A 13,666-nucleotide genomic window follows, 5' to 3' on the forward strand; every position below is an offset into this window, starting at 1 on the left:
GCCGGGGCCGGGTTTCCGGCGGAGAATGCCGTCGTTGCAGGGTATCCAAGGCGGTTTCCGTTGGCCGCCGGCCCTCGGGAGGCGCGCGTGACCAGCAGTCCCAAGGACATCAGCGAAGTCGTCAAGAACGTCATCTCCTCCATCGCCGTTGTCGTTTCGGGATTCTGGATTTTATATCAATGGGATACTATCTTTCCCAAGACGCAGGCCGACGTTCATTTGGCGGCAGCCACCGTGCGGACGGATGTCTCGGGGACCTTAACCGTCACTATCGGCATGGAAGGCAGCGAGATTAGCTTCGTTGATCCGCGGGCATCCGACGAGCCGCGCGGCGTGCAGGACTATTGCACCGAGAATTCCTCGCAGGTTCTGCTCTACCGGACGCCGATCTCCGGCCAGATCACCCTCAAGAGCGCCAGCGCCATTCCGGTGCGGGCGCGCATCGAGCGTATTCGGATCTTGGTCGCACCGATTTCCGAAGAACGGATGGCGGTGGAGGCGTCCCCGTCCCCGCGCATGACGCCGCTGAAAATGGAGGAAGTCGGGGACCTCAGTGACGACCAGATATTTCTCGGCGGCTTGCGTGAAAACCGGGTGGAGCGCGGTCAGGAAATAAAGGCGTCGTTCCTTTTCGACGCGCAGGTTCCCGTGCGCTGCGACCAGCTGGAACGCCTGATGCTGTTCCAGACGGATATTCGGCTGGTGGCGATCAATCCCACCACTGGGCTCGAATTCGGCGAGGCGGTGCCGAAGGTTCTGGTCACCGCGTGCCAGCTAAATCCCAGGGGAGGGCCGGCCTGCAATGTCGAAGGGATCGCCGGCTATGGTCAGTGAGCCCTGATCGATGGTCGATGAAGGTCAAACGGAAGCTTGCCACGCGCCGGAGCTTGCCGGCCGGGGCCGGATCTACCGTCGTCAGCCCTGGTATCTTGCCGGAAATACCGCGAGGCCGCACCGAATGCGGTGGCCTGACGACTATCCGGCGGCGCGCTGGCCGGCGAACTGGCCGCGATAGCCGACCTCGGGGATTCCCAGCGTCTGCTCGAGGATCAGCTGGCACACCTTCATGCCGGTCCGCAGGCGGATGGGGCGCGGACCCAGATTGATGATCTCCAGCTGGATGCGCCCGGTCGAGCCGGCATGGATGGTCGGCGCGGTGAGGTGGACGATGAGGCCGATGCGGGCCAGCGAGCTCTTGCCCTCCACCCGCGCGGCGAGGCGGGCGCCGGGCATCAGGTCGACCTTCTCGCAGGTCCAGCCCAGCACCAGCCGGCCGGGATCGAGCACGAAGCCGTCCTCGCCGATCTCGATGTCGCCGGCCATGGCGAGGATCGCCTCGCGGAAGCTGTAGCCGGGGCCGGCCGGGTCGATGACCGGGTCCTCGCCTTCCGCCGGCGGGCGATAGAGGGTGAGCCGCGCGTCGAGCCGCAGGTCGACGCCGTTCGGCGCGTAGAACTCGGCCGGCGGCGGCGGATCGATGCGGAGCAGGCCGGCGGCCAGCGAGTCGCGAATGTCGCGATCGGTCAGGATCAAGGGCAGGCACCCCGTTTACGCGAGACAAGCCCATGATCGGTAACATGAATGCTGGGGCGGCGCGAGAGCTGCGTTGCAGCGGAACCATGTTGCAATCGCGAGACGGCCCTTGCGCGGGCAATATTACATATGAAATGATACCAGCCAGTATCATTCATACCCAGGAGACGTTCTTCCCCATGTCCGCTCGTTTGAAGCTTCTCGGCATTTCCGGCAGCCTGCGCGCTGCCTCCTATTCTACCGCCGTCCTCGAGGCCATCAAGGCGGCGGTCGCCGACAAGGCGGACCTCACCGTGTATCGCCTGAACGATGTGCCGCTCTACAATCAGGACGAGGACACCGTGACCCCGCCGGCCGGGGCGGCGGCGCTGCGCGCGGCCATCGCCGAGGCGGACGGCGTGATCTTCGCGTCGCCGGAATATAATTTCGGTACCTCCGGCGCGATGAAGAACGCCATCGACTGGGGTTCGCGTCCCTATTCCAAGGGTGCGCTGCTCGGCAAGCCGGTGCTGGTCGTCACCTCCTCGCCCGGCTCGACCGGCGGCATCCGCGCCCAGGCGCAGCTGCGTGAATCGCTGACCGCCGCCGGTGCCCGCGTGGCGGTGGTGCCGCATGTGGCGGTGCCCAGCGTCGGCGAGAAGGTGAAGGACGGCGCGTTCACCGACGACAAGACCAAGAACTTCGTGGTCAGCGGCGTCGACGCGCTCATCACCGAGATCCGCTTCGTCGAGCATGTGAAGAAGGGGGCCTGACACGGGCGCGGACGACCATAGCGGCGCCGGACTGCCGGTGCCGCCGGTCGCGCCGGAGGGGGCGGCGCGGTCCACCGCCCGTCGCCCCTCCGACCGCCGCACCGGCCGGGGGCAGGCGACCTGCGAGCGGCTGCGCCGCGTCGCCGCCTGCCTGTTCGTCGCCCGTGGCTATGACGGCGTGAGCCTCGACGAGATCGTGCAGGCCGCCGGCGGCTCCAAGACCAACATCTACGCGTTCTATGGCGGCAAGGAAGGCCTGTTCGTCGCTGCCATAGAGGATGCCCTCGGTGAGGTGCTGCGCCCGCTCACCGGCGCCGATACGCGCGGGCTCGCGCTGGAGGAGGGGCTGACCCGGCTCGGGCGAGCCCTGCTCGACGCGCTGCTGACCCCCGAGGCGCTCGCCCTGCACCGCATGTTGATCGGCGAGACCGGGCGCTTCCCCCGGCTCGGCGCTGCCTGGTACGCGGCCGGGCCGGCGACATCGCAGGCCGCCTTCGCCGGCTTCCTTGCCCGCGCGCTGGCCGGACGGCCGGAGGCGGCGGAGATCGGGCTGCTGGCGCGGCTGTTCCACGACATGGTGGCCGGCGACCTGCAGCACCGGGCGCTGTTCGAGCCCGTGCCGGCCGGCGAAGCCGAGCGGGCGGCGTCGGTGGCGGCCGCGGTGCGCGCGGTGAAGGCGCTGACGGCGCGGGGCGGGTAGGGGCGACAGCCCCGCAGGCGCCCCTTCGGAGAGATGAGGCGGCTTCGCCAGAGCCTCCCCTGGGGCCCGGATCGCCGCTGTGCGGTGTGCGGCTGGTCCGGGGAGCCGAGCGGTGCGGAACGACATGCGCGGCGGCGGAACCACCGGGCGCCGCGCTCCCGGTGTCCTGCCGGAATTGCAGGTTGCGGCCGGAGTACCGAGTTTCCGAGCTTCCAAGCTCCCGTCGATCGGCGGATCGCCCGATCGAAGGAGACCGGTTCGGGGGTCGCCTTCAGGTTCCGGCCGGGGAGGCCGGTTCCGGTTGCAGAAGGCCGGTGACGTCGTCGGTGGTGACCACGTCGGCGAAGGTCAGCATCATGTTGTTGAGCGTGATGTTGTGCTCGTAATCGGTGTGCGTCGCGGTTCCATCGGAAACGAACAGCACCTTGTAGTTGAGCATCATCGCGTCGCGGGCGGTCGATTCACAGCAGATATTGGTCGCGCAGCCGGTGATGATGACGGTGTCGATGCCGAGAGCCTGCAGGCGCCCGTGAAGATCCGACGACCCGTCGACGAAGGTGCCGAACCGGAACTTGTTGATGTGCATGTCGCCCTCCTCGACCTTGATGTCGGGGTGGAGCGCATGGCCGGGCTTCCCGACCATGAAGGTGGCGTACATGCCCTCCCGCTTGTCGGGCGTCCAGAATGAGCCGAACCAGTTGGACCAGCTGTGCTTGCTCTCCTCGCTGATCGAGTTCTGCACGAACACGTTGAGGGCGCCGGCCTCGCGGCAGGCCGCGCTGATGCGGTTGATGTTGGGAATGATGGTGGCGGCCGGCGCGATCTCCGCCGGCGCGCCCGGCGTCATGAAGCCGACCTGCATGTCGATCACCAGATGCGCCGTCCGCTTCGGATCGATGGCCTCGAACAGGCGCAGGCGGCCGCGCCTCTGCAGCGCGATCTGCACGATATCGTCTTCGAGCTTTACCAAGTGCATGGGCGTCTCCCGCAGCATTGGCGGCTGTCCGCCCGGCTTCCTAGCAGGTTTGTCGCGGGTCTGGCTTTGCCGCCCGCCAAAAAGGCGCCCCCCGGAACAGCGACTTGATGAGCCGGCGAAGAAGACGGTCGCATTGGCCGTGCCCGGAACGCGATCCTGCCCGGAGCACCGCCCTGCCGGAAGCACTCAGCCGGTCTGACGGTCGCCAGTCTGACGGTCGCCTGGCTGCTCGGGCGCGATGGGGGTGAACAGGCCGCGGTCGGGCTTGAGGTCGAGCAGCGGCGTGCCGTCGATGCAGTCAAGCCCGCGCACGATCAGCCGGTCCGGTTCGACCCGCACCAGCGTCGCGATGGTGGTGCCGATGGGATTGGGTCGCGCCGGCGAGCGCAGCGCGAAGGTGCCGTACCCCCGGCCGTCATTGGCCGGGCTCTGGATGACGAGGTCGCGCCGCGACAGGTGCATCCAGAACAGCACCTCGATGCGCGCATAGGCCTCGATGCCGGCGAGCGCCGGGCGCCACGGCTCGAAGATCTCGATGATGCATTCCGGCCCGTCCGGCCGGCCGAGGCGCGGGGTTTCCAGCCGCGACACCCAGGGCGTGCGGATGCGGCCGATGAAGGCGAGGCCGGCATCCTTGCCGGCCGGCGGTGTCGCGAGGACCTCGCCGGCCCGGATTTCGTCGAGGCGGACCATCGTCGCCTTTCCGCGGGCGGGCCGCTCAGTCGACGGCGACCAGCACGTCGGAGGCCTTGATCACCGCATAGGCCGGCCCGCCGACGGTGAGGCCGAGCTCGTCCACCGCCTCGTTGGTGATGGAGGAGGTGAGCACCTGGCCGCCAGCGATCTCGATGCGGACATGGGCGGTGGTGGCGCCCTTCTGGATGGCCACGACCTTGCCGGGGATAACGTTGCGGGCGCTGAGCTTCATTTCCGGGACTCCGGTTTGAGAATGTCGACACGGTCGACGGAGAACACCGCCCGCGAACCGCGCCGGTCGCCCGGTATCACGAGACGGGGCAGCTTGTCGTCGGGAAGGGCGGCGCCGTCGCGCTCATAGGCGATCAGCACCTGCTTTCCCTCCAGCTCCGGCGCGATCTCGCCGAGGCCGAGCACGGCGGCATAGCCGTCGCGGGCGGTGACCAGCACCGCGCTGCGGGCGATGCCGTGATGATCCTTGGGGTCGACGAGGCCCGCGGCGGCGAGCACGTCCCACAGGAGGGCGCCGGTGAAGCGCCCGGTCTCCTCGCCGCGCGAGGTGAGGAAGCTGACCTCGACGGTGGTCGCCGGCAGCTTGCGCAACGCCTCGGGCGCCAAGGCCTGCGCCGGGATGCCCGGGGCGGTGAGGGCGAGGTCGCGCGCCTGCGCCGGTATCGCCGCCGCGCCCGCCGCGAGCAGGACCGCCGGCGGCAGGGCGAGCGCCGCCAAGAGGCAGCCGGCGCGGGCGAGACGGTGGGGAAGCGGGGACATGCGGCACCTCGAAGCTATGTGCAGGTGAATATAGCAGAGCCCTGCCACCGGCAATGCAGGCGGTGGTTGCAATAAAATCCAGGCGTGTAGGAATAAATGCCTTGACAGCGTGACGCTGCTCCGGTAGGTTCTTGCCATGCTCCACAATTGCGTCCGGGGCCGGCGAGGCCGGTCGGGCGTCGTGATCGTCAGCCGGCCGTCAAGGCCGGCTTTTTTATTGGCGCGGGGGAGATTTCAAGGGAACCACGGACCATGACGATACCCAAGCGCGACGTTCCGCCCGAGGCCATCGAGGAGGCGCGCCGCCTTTACGAACATACCAGCGTGCCGAACCAGCACATTGCCGACCTGCTCGGCATCAGCCGCTCGACGCTGACCGTGCGTGTCCGCCACTGGGGCTGGAAGCCGCGCAAGGATCGGCTCGCGGCGGCCATGCCGGATCCGGCGACGGCGCCTGTGGCCGTTGCCCCTGATGCCGGAACGGAGGCGGACGGGCCGGTGTCGCGCCGGCTGCTCGTCGCCCGGCTGGTGGCGCGGGTGGAGAGCGAGATCGCCGCCGTCGAGCGGCTGGTGGCGCGCGCCGGGCTGAACGCCAACCGCAGCGGCGCCGACGCCGAGCGGGCGGCGCGCACGCTCGCCGTGCTGGTGCGTTCGCTGCGCGAGCTCGCCGCCATCGCCCGCGACGAGGACCAGCAAGCCGGGGACGACCGCGCCGATGACGACATGTTCCGCGATGCCGACGCCTACCGACGCGAGCTTGCGGCAACTCTTGAGCGCGTGCTGGCGGAACGGGCGGCTTGACGAGGCGGTCGCCGGGCTCTCGCCCGGCGGCGCGCACTGGCTGCTGCATTGCTGGAGCCTGCTCGCCCGGCCGGCGCAGATGCCGCCGGAGCGGGCGCAGGGCGGCGGCGACTGGATCACCTGGCTGGTGATGGGCGGACGCGGCGCCGGCAAGACCCGCGCCGGCGCCGAATGGGTGCGCGGGCTGGCGCTGGGGACGCCGGGATTTGCCGGCCGGCCGGCCGGGCGCATCGCGCTGGTGGCCGAGACGTTCAGCGATGTGCGCGAGGTGATGGTGGAAGGGGTTTCCGGCCTGTTGGCGGTGCATCCGCGCCATGAGCGCCCGCGCTGGGAGCCGACGCGGCGGCGCCTCGAATGGCCGAACGGCGCCATCGCGCAGGGCTTTTCCGCCGATGACCCCGAGAGCCTGCGCGGTCCGCAATTCGACGCCGCCTGGTGCGACGAGCTCGCCAAATGGCGCTATGCCGAGGCGGCCTTCGACATGCTGCAATTCGGCCTGCGCCTCGGCGAGCGGCCGCGCCAGATGGTGACGACGACGCCGCGCGCGACCCAGCTGATGCGGCGCCTCATCGCCGACCCGACGACGGCGATCACCCGGATGGGCACGGCGGAGAATGCCGCGCATCTGGCGCCGACCTTCCTGGAGACGGTGGTCTCCCGCTATGCCGGCACCCGGCTCGGCCGGCAGGAGCTGGAGGGCGAACTGATCGAGGACCGCGCCGACGCGCTGTGGAGCCGGTGCGGGATCGAGGCGGCGCGCGAGGAGGCGGCGCCGGCGCTCGCCCGCATCGTGGTCGCGGTCGACCCGCCGGCCTCCTCGCGCAAGGGGGCGGATGCCTGCGGCATCGTCGCCGCCGGGCTCGACGGCGAGGGGATCGCGCATGTGCTGGCCGACGAGAGCGGCCACGGCCTGACGCCGGCCGCCTGGGGGGCGCGCGTGGTGGCGCTGTTCCACAAGCTCGCCGCCGACCGGGTGGTGGTGGAGGTGAACCAGGGCGGCGAGATGGTGCGTACCATTCTCGCCGGCATCGATCCGGGGCTTCCCGTGGCCGAAGTACGGGCGACGCGCGGCAAATGGCTGCGCGCCGAGCCGGTGGCGGCACTCTATGAGCGCGGCCGGGTGCGCCATGCCGGCGCCTTCCCGGCGCTGGAGGACGAGCTCTGCGATTTCGGCCCGGACGGGCTGTCCGGTGGGCGCTCGCCCGACCGGCTCGACGCGCTGGTCTGGGCGATCACCGCGCTGGCGCTCGGGCCGAAGGAGACCGCGCCGCGAGTGCGGCGCGTCTAGCGGCGTCTCGGCGCCAGGCAAGGGCGTGCTGCATGGGCACCACGTGTCAGCGCCACGTGTGGGCGCGGCGCGCCTATCCGCAAATTTCAGATGGCCCGTCGACGTCGCGGGAGGGTTCCCGCGGCGCGCGCGGTGCCGACGGCTCACGACAGGATCGGTTCCATGAAGCTGCCCTTCTTCTTCCGTTCTTCGGCGCCGCCGGAGGCGAAGGCGTCCCGCGCGGCGCCGCTGGTCGCGCTGCTCGCCGGCGGGCGGCCGCGCTGGACGCCGCGCGACTATGCGGCGCTGGCCGGTGAGGGCTATCTGCGCAACGCGGTGGCGCATCGCTGCGTGCGGATGATCGCCGAGGGCGCGGCGCAGGTGCGCTTCAGCCTGATGGAGGGCGCGCAGGAACATGCCGAGCATCCCCTCCTCGACCTGCTGGTCCGCCCCAATGCGCGGCTGGCGGGCAGCGGACTTATCGAGGCGGTGGCCGGGCATCTGCTGCTCGCCGGCAATGCCTATGTCGAGGCGGTGAGCCTCGACGGAAGGGTGCGCGAGCTGCACGTGCTGCGGCCCGACCGCATGAAGGTGGTGCCCGGCGCCGATGGCTGGGCGGAGGCCTATGACTACACGGTGGGCGGGCGCACGCTGCGCTTCCTGCAGGACGGGCACGGCGAGGCTTTTGTGCCGCCGATCCTGCATCTCGCTCTGTTCAACCCGCTCGACGACCATTACGGCACCCCGCCCTTGGAGGCGGCGCAGACCGCGCTCGACCTGCACAATGCCGCCGGCGCCTGGAACAAGGCGCTGTTGGACAACGCGGCTCGGCCCTCGGGCGCGCTGGTCTATGGCGGGGCGGGCAACCTCTCCGACGAGCAGTTCGATCGGCTGAAGGACGAGCTGGAGGCGAACTTCTCCGGTACCGCCAATGCCGGGCGGCCGCTGCTGCTGGAGGGCGGGCTCGACTGGCGGCCGCTGTCGCTGAGCCCCAAGGACATGGACTTCCTCGAGGCGCGCAATGCGGCGGCGCGGGAGATCGCGCTCGCCTTCGGCGTGCCGCCGATGCTGCTCGGCATTCCCGGCGACGCCACCTACGCCAATTACACCGAGGCCAACCGGGTGTTCTGGCGCCAGGCGGTGCTGCCGATGGCGCGGCGCATCGGCGAGGGGCTGGCGCGCTGGCTGGCGCCCGGTTTTGGCGAGGCGCCGCTCGAGCTGGTGCCGGATCTCGACGCCATCGAGGCGCTGTCCGCCGAGCGCGAGGCGCTGTGGGCGCGCGTGGGGGCGGCGGGGTTCCTGAGCGACGCCGAGAAACGCGCGGCCGTGGGGTATGGCGAGGGGTAGGGGCGGCGGGAACGGTGGAAGGGGGGCTCCCTTGCCTTGTGGGGCGAGGGATAGGGGATCTTTGCGACCCCTGGAGCTTTCCGCTGCCTGCCGTCTCGCGTGCCGGAGCGTCTCTCCGCGTGGGGCACTCCGGCTGCCCCTGCCGTGCCGGCCACCCCTTCGAGAGACCACGCATGGACAAGTTCATTGACGCCTTCGTGGCGCGGGGGGATCTCGCGCATCTGGCGCTGCTCGCCTGGGCGCTCGGCGCTTCCTCCTTCGCCTATGTGCTGTTCCGCGAGCTCGCCGCCGGCGTGCGGCGCTTCGACGACTTCGTGCGCGAGATCGCGCGCTTCAACGCCAAAATCAACGCCACGTTCGGAGACGAGGAATGAAGGTCACACCCCGCATCCGGGCCTTCCTGCCCGGACGGCCGCGGCTGCCGGCGCCGACCCGCGCCGGCGATGCGCCGAAAGTCTTTCGCGATTTCGGCCGCACCCTCGGCAAGCTCGACCGCGCCGCCCACACGGCGAAGCCCAGCCGCAAGGGCGGGAAGAGCGGGCAGGGAGGTGCGAGCTGATGATCCCGACCCGCGTTCCGCCGGCCGGGCCGCTCGCCGGGCCCGCCGTCGAGGTAAAGGCCGGCCCGGCGCTGGCGCAGATCGAGGCCGACGGCTCCTTCGAGGGCTATGCCGCGCTGTTCGGCCGCGTCGATCTCGGCCGTGACCTGATCGTGCACGGCGCCTTCGCCCGCTCGCTCGGCGAGCGCGGCGCGGGCGGGGTGCGCATGCTGTTCCAGCACGACCCCGCCGAGCCGATCGGCGTGTGGACCGAACTGCGCGAGGATTCGACCGGCCTGTTCGTGCGCGGCCGGCTGACCCCCGAGGTGGCACGCGCCCGCGAGGTGCTGGCGCTGATGCGCGCCGGGGCGATCGACGGGCTGTCCATCGGCTTTCGCGCCGTGGAGGGCCGCACCGATCCGCGCTCGCGCGTGCGCCGGCTCACCCGCATCGATTTGTGGGAGGTGTCGGTCGTCACCTTCCCGATGCAGCCCGATGCCCGCATCGACGCGGTGAAGCGGGCGGGGGCCGAGGCTCGGTCCCCCGCCGGCGGGCGCTCGCCGCTCGCCGCCGCCATACGTCGTGGCGCCCGCCGGCTGCGTGCCCTCGGCGCCCTGTCGCCGGTCGGCTCCCTCTCTCCCCTGAAAGGATGATCCCTGATGCAGAACAGCCATGAGATGACGTCCGGCTTCGAGACCAAATCGGGCCTGGAGATGAAGTCCGGCGGCCCGGAGGTGAGCGCCGCCTTCGAGGAATTCATGGGCGCCTTCGAGGCGTTCAAGGACGCCAACGACCAGCGCCTGGGCGAGCTGGAGCGGCGCGGCATCGACGCGGTGACCCATGACAAGGTGGAGCGCATCAATGCCGCGCTCGACACCCAGAAGGCGCTGATCGACGAGCTGGTGCTGAAGGCGCGCCGGCCGGGGCTCGGCGGCCGTGCCGACCTCGTCGCCGACCTCGCCGCGCGCGAGCACAAGGCGGCGTTCGACGCCTATGTGCGCCATGGCGAGGCGGCCGGCCTGAAGCGCATCGAGATGAAGGCGATGTCGGCCGGCGTCGCGGCGGATGGCGGCTACGTGGTGCCGAACGAGACCGAGCGCGAGATCGGCAAGCGCCTTGCCGCGCTCTCGCCGATCCGCGCCATCTCGGATGTGCGCACCATCTCGGCCGGCACCTACAAGAAGCCGTTCATGACCTCCGGTCCGGCGGTCGGCTGGGTCGCCGAGACGGCGGCCCGCGCGCAGACCGCGAGCCCGGTGCTGGACGAGCTGAGCTTCCCGGCGATGGAGCTCTACGCCATGCCGGCGGCGACGCAGACCCTGCTCGACGACGCGGCGGTGAACATCGACGAATGGCTCGCCATCGAGGTGGAGGCCGCCTTCGCGGCCCAGGAGGGCACCGCCTTCGTCACCGGCGACGGCACCGGCAAGCCGAAGGGCTTCCTCGCCTATGCGGCGGTGGCGGAGAGTGCCTGGAGCTGGGGCAATCTCGGCTATGTGGCGACCGGCGCGGCGGGCGACTTTCCCGCCACCAACCCGTCCGACCCGCTGGTCGACCTCGTCTATGCGCTGAAGGCCGGTTATCGCCAGAACGGCAGCTTCGTGATGAGCCGCCGTACCCAGGGCGCCGTGCGCAAGCTGAAGGACGAGAACGGCCAGTATCTGTGGGCGGCGCCCACGGCGCCCGGCCAGCCGCCGAGCCTGCTGGGCTTCCCCGTCCACGAGGCGGAGGAGATGCCGGGCATCGGTGCGGGCAGCCTCTCGGTGGCGTTCGGCGATTTCCGCCGCGGCTATCTGGTGGTCGACCGCGCCGGGGTGCGGGTGCTGCGCGACCCGTATTCCGCCAAGCCCTATGTGCTGTTCTACACCACCAAGCGCGTCGGCGGCGGCGTGCAGGACTTCGACGCGATCAAGCTGCTGAAGTTCGCGGCGTCGTGAGGCGAGGGGCGCCTACTGCGCGCCCATCGACCGGGCGGTGGCGTCGATCCAGGCGCGCTGGGGGCCGACCAGCGTCGCTCCGGTGACGCCGCCGCAGCCGCGCGCGCCGCCGGCCGCCGTCGACCAGCCGATGATGCCGGCCACCTCGCCGTCGAGGAACACCGGCCCGCCGCTGTCGCCGGTGCAGCCACCGGCGGCCGGGCCATCGGACAGGCGGATCATGATGCCGCCGGTGGTGCCGATGCTCGGCAGCTCGACCGTGCGCAACGTGCCGGCGGACTTGCCGTCGCCGTCCTTCACCACGCCGTAGCCGGCGAGGGTGAAGGCGGTGCGGCGCGCCGGCAGCGCCGGTTCGCTCGACAGCTGCGCCGGACGCGCGCCCGGCAGCGGCGCCGAGAGCCGCACCAGAGCGAGATCCGGCGTCGGGCGTCGCGTGGCGAAGGAGTTCGGGTCGAATTGCGGGTGCAGCGCCACCCGGCTCGCCTCGATGATGCGCGGGCCGGACGCCTCGAACGCCACCGCCGCGTAGTTCGCCGCCGGCTGCACGCAATGCGCCGCCGTCAGCACCACCTGCGGGGCGAGCACCACGCCGGTGCAGGAGGCGCCGCGCGTCGAGACGATCAGCGCGGTCTGCGCCCGCGTCGCCTCGTCGGCCGGGCGACCGCCGACGATGGCGGCGGCCGGGGCGGCGGCACAGAGCAGGGCGGCGGCGACGCCGATCCGGGACAGGCGGACGAAGGACGGGATCGGCATCGGGCTTCCTCGCGGAGGGATGGCCCGGTTCTGCCGGCCCATGCCTGCGGCGTCAAGCGACGGCGGCGAGGCCGCTCTTAGCGTTTCAGCACATCAGGGGAGGGGCCGATGCCCGCTTTGCTGCTCGCGGGACCCGCGAGCGAACCGCTCACGCTCGCCGAGGCGAAGGCGTATCTGCGCGTCGACCACGATGCCGAGGACGCGCTGATCACCTCGATGATCACCGCCGCGCGGGCGAGCGTGGAGACGCTGACCCGCCGGGCGCTGATCGACCAGACGTGGCGGATCGTCCGCAACGCCTGGCCGGCGAGCGGGCTGATCCCGGTGCCGGTGTCGCCGCTGCGCACGCTCGACAGGGCGGTGCGGCTCGATGCGACCGGCGCCGAGACCGAGCTGCCGCTCGACGCCTTCGCCCTCGACACCGCTCGGCTGCCGGGGCTGATCCGCGTCGAGCGCGGCAGGGTGCCGTCGCCGGAGCGGCCGCTCGCCGGCCTCGCGCTCGACATCACCGCCGGGCACGGACCGGCCGCCACCGACGTGCCGGCGCCGCTGATCGAGGCGGTGCGGCTGGTGCTGGCGCATTTCTATGAGCACCGCGACGAGACCGGGGCGTCGAGTGCCTTCCCCGCGACGCTCGGCGCGCTGGTCGCGCCCTATCGGGTGACGCGGCTGTGAGCCGGGCGGGCGAGCTGCGCCACCGGCTGACCCATGAGACCCAGGTGGGCACTCCCGACGGGCTCGGCGGGACGACGCTCAGCTATCAGGCGGTGGGCGACGTGTGGGGTGCGATCCGTACCGACGCTGCCCCCGCCGAGATCGCCGACCGGCCCGGCGCGGTCCTGACGCATCGGGTGACGCTGCGCGCGCCGGCGGAGGTGAAGCCGGGCGACCGGCTGCGGCTCGGCGCACGGGTGCTGCTCGTCGAGGCGGTGAGCGATGCCGAGGGACGCGGGCGGCGGCTGACCTGCCGCTGCCGGGAGGAGACGCCATGAGATTTTCATCGAGATTTTCATCCCGCCTGAAGGCCGGCGCGCTGGCCCGGCTGATCGCCGCGCTGCGCCGGCGGTCGAGTGTGCGTGGGCAGACAGCTTGGCGTGGGGTTCCTCGATGAGCGCGGCGACGGCCTTGCGGGCCGCGCTCCACCAGGCGCTCGTCGCCGACGCGCCGCTGATCGCCGCGCTGGGCGGCGCGCGCATCCACGACCTGCCGCCATCCTCGCCGGACTTTCCCTATGTCACGCTCGGCGAGGCGCAGGTGCTCGACTGGTCGACCGCTACCGAGCGCGGCGAGGAGCACCGGCTGACCCTCAATGTGTGGTCGCGCCAGGGCGGCCATGGCGAGGCGCTGAACCTCGCCGCGCTGGTGCAGGAGGCGCTGCACGATGCGGCGCTGCCGCTCGCCGAGGGACGGCTGGTCAATCTGCGCGCCACCGGGGCGGAAATCCGTCGCGAGGCGGGCGGTCGCACCTATCGCGCCGTGCTGCGCTTTCGCGCCGTGACGGAATCGAATTGAAGAAACGGCCGACGCTTCAGGAAAGCCAGCCAAGAGTCCGCAATGACTCAGGAAGATAGCTTCATCCTGAATCGGAAGATGAA

General features: G+C 71.1%; 19 protein-coding genes. 13 read left to right on the forward strand and 6 right to left on the reverse strand.

All coding sequences use genetic code 11. From position 1 onward, the window contains the following. Nucleotides 1–87 precede the first annotated feature (87 nt). Entirely contained in the window at nucleotides 88–834 is a 747-nt protein-coding gene (locus KHC28_RS26545) for a hypothetical protein (protein WP_214011367.1), read from the forward strand. Between the two features lie 141 nt (nucleotides 835–975). Here the strand turns inward: KHC28_RS26545 and dcd are convergent, their stop codons facing one another. Next, nucleotides 976–1,533: a dCTP deaminase gene (gene dcd, locus KHC28_RS26550; protein ID WP_214011368.1), complete on the reverse strand. Its 558-nt coding sequence runs from the start codon at nucleotides 1,531–1,533 to the stop codon at nucleotides 976–978. A 179-nt stretch (nucleotides 1,534–1,712) separates the two neighbouring features. Here dcd and KHC28_RS26555 point away from each other — a divergent pair, with 179 nt between their 5' ends. Both KHC28_RS26555 and KHC28_RS26560 read left to right on the forward strand, forming a co-directional pair. Continuing rightward, nucleotides 1,713–2,285, forward strand: a complete 573-nt coding sequence (locus KHC28_RS26555; protein ID WP_214011369.1) for an NADPH-dependent FMN reductase — start codon at nucleotides 1,713–1,715, stop codon at nucleotides 2,283–2,285. 37 nt (nucleotides 2,286–2,322) lie between these two features. Further along, the gene (locus KHC28_RS26560; protein WP_214011370.1) at nucleotides 2,323–2,985 is read left to right on the forward strand and encodes a TetR/AcrR family transcriptional regulator; all 663 of its coding nucleotides are present in this window, start codon (nucleotides 2,323–2,325) and stop codon (nucleotides 2,983–2,985) included. Between the two features lie 271 nt (nucleotides 2,986–3,256). Here KHC28_RS26560 and KHC28_RS26565 read toward each other — a convergent pair whose 3' ends face one another. The 4 genes from KHC28_RS26565 to KHC28_RS26580 all read right to left on the reverse strand — a co-directional run bounded on the left by KHC28_RS26565 (nucleotide 3,257) and on the right by KHC28_RS26580 (nucleotide 5,428). Next, nucleotides 3,257–3,961 carry an isochorismatase family protein gene (locus KHC28_RS26565; protein WP_214011371.1) on the reverse strand — a complete coding sequence of 235 codons (705 nt, stop codon included), beginning with the start codon at nucleotides 3,959–3,961 and terminating at the stop codon, nucleotides 3,257–3,259. A gap of 186 nt (nucleotides 3,962–4,147) precedes the next feature. After that, entirely contained in the window at nucleotides 4,148–4,654 is a 507-nt protein-coding gene (locus tag KHC28_RS26570; RefSeq protein WP_214011372.1) for an SAM-dependent methyltransferase, read from the reverse strand. 25 nt (nucleotides 4,655–4,679) lie between these two features. Beyond that, nucleotides 4,680–4,889: a TOBE domain-containing protein gene (locus KHC28_RS26575; RefSeq protein ID WP_214011373.1), complete on the reverse strand. Its 210-nt coding sequence runs from the start codon at nucleotides 4,887–4,889 to the stop codon at nucleotides 4,680–4,682. Then, the gene (locus tag KHC28_RS26580) at nucleotides 4,886–5,428 is read right to left on the reverse strand and encodes a molybdopterin-dependent oxidoreductase (RefSeq protein WP_214011374.1); all 543 of its coding nucleotides are present in this window, start codon (nucleotides 5,426–5,428) and stop codon (nucleotides 4,886–4,888) included. Before KHC28_RS26580 ends, KHC28_RS26575 begins: the two co-directional genes overlap by 4 nt. A gap of 252 nt (nucleotides 5,429–5,680) precedes the next feature. Between KHC28_RS26580 and KHC28_RS26585 the strand changes: the two genes are divergently transcribed. From KHC28_RS26585 to KHC28_RS26615, 7 genes are all read left to right on the forward strand, one after another. Continuing rightward, nucleotides 5,681–6,229, forward strand: a complete 549-nt coding sequence (locus KHC28_RS26585) for a hypothetical protein (RefSeq protein WP_214011375.1) — start codon at nucleotides 5,681–5,683, stop codon at nucleotides 6,227–6,229. After that, entirely contained in the window at nucleotides 6,162–7,517 is a 1,356-nt protein-coding gene (locus KHC28_RS26590; RefSeq protein ID WP_214011376.1) for a DNA-packaging protein, read from the forward strand. Before KHC28_RS26585 ends, KHC28_RS26590 begins: the two co-directional genes overlap by 68 nt. A 162-nt stretch (nucleotides 7,518–7,679) precedes the next feature. Then, complete coding sequence (locus tag KHC28_RS26595) at nucleotides 7,680–8,843, forward strand: phage portal protein (protein ID WP_214011377.1); 1,164 nt, start codon at nucleotides 7,680–7,682, stop codon at nucleotides 8,841–8,843. Nucleotides 8,844–9,016: 173 nt separating this feature from the next. After that, complete coding sequence (locus KHC28_RS26600; protein ID WP_214011378.1) at nucleotides 9,017–9,217, forward strand: hypothetical protein; 201 nt, start codon at nucleotides 9,017–9,019, stop codon at nucleotides 9,215–9,217. Beyond that, a complete protein-coding gene (locus KHC28_RS26605; protein WP_214011379.1) occupies nucleotides 9,214–9,402 on the forward strand; it encodes a hypothetical protein in 189 nt (62 codons plus the stop codon). Before KHC28_RS26600 ends, KHC28_RS26605 begins: the two co-directional genes overlap by 4 nt. Beyond that, nucleotides 9,402–10,034: an HK97 family phage prohead protease gene (locus KHC28_RS26610; protein ID WP_214011380.1), complete on the forward strand. Its 633-nt coding sequence runs from the start codon at nucleotides 9,402–9,404 to the stop codon at nucleotides 10,032–10,034. Before KHC28_RS26605 ends, KHC28_RS26610 begins: the two co-directional genes overlap by 1 nt. A gap of 6 nt (nucleotides 10,035–10,040) precedes the next feature. After that, the gene (locus tag KHC28_RS26615) at nucleotides 10,041–11,318 is read left to right on the forward strand and encodes a phage major capsid protein (protein WP_376772803.1); all 1,278 of its coding nucleotides are present in this window, start codon (nucleotides 10,041–10,043) and stop codon (nucleotides 11,316–11,318) included. Nucleotides 11,319–11,330: 12 nt separating this feature from the next. Here the strand turns inward: KHC28_RS26615 and KHC28_RS26620 are convergent, their stop codons facing one another. Next, nucleotides 11,331–12,071, reverse strand: a complete 741-nt coding sequence (locus KHC28_RS26620; protein ID WP_214011381.1) for a S1 family peptidase — start codon at nucleotides 12,069–12,071, stop codon at nucleotides 11,331–11,333. Between the two features lie 108 nt (nucleotides 12,072–12,179). Between KHC28_RS26620 and KHC28_RS26625 the strand changes: the two genes are divergently transcribed. From KHC28_RS26625 to KHC28_RS26635, 3 genes are all read left to right on the forward strand, one after another. Further along, entirely contained in the window at nucleotides 12,180–12,746 is a 567-nt protein-coding gene (locus KHC28_RS26625) for a head-tail connector protein (RefSeq protein ID WP_214011382.1), read from the forward strand. Further along, nucleotides 12,743–13,063 (forward strand): head-tail adaptor protein, encoded by a 321-nt coding sequence (locus KHC28_RS26630; RefSeq protein ID WP_214011383.1) that lies wholly within the window; start codon nucleotides 12,743–12,745, stop codon nucleotides 13,061–13,063. Before KHC28_RS26625 ends, KHC28_RS26630 begins: the two co-directional genes overlap by 4 nt. 115 nt (nucleotides 13,064–13,178) lie before the next feature. Then, nucleotides 13,179–13,583: a DUF3168 domain-containing protein gene (locus tag KHC28_RS26635; protein ID WP_214011384.1), complete on the forward strand. Its 405-nt coding sequence runs from the start codon at nucleotides 13,179–13,181 to the stop codon at nucleotides 13,581–13,583. Nucleotides 13,584–13,666: the final 83 nt, after the last annotated feature.

This window comes from Ancylobacter sonchi, from assembly GCF_018390695.1.
GTDB lineage: Bacteria > Pseudomonadota > Alphaproteobacteria > Rhizobiales > Xanthobacteraceae > Ancylobacter > Ancylobacter sonchi.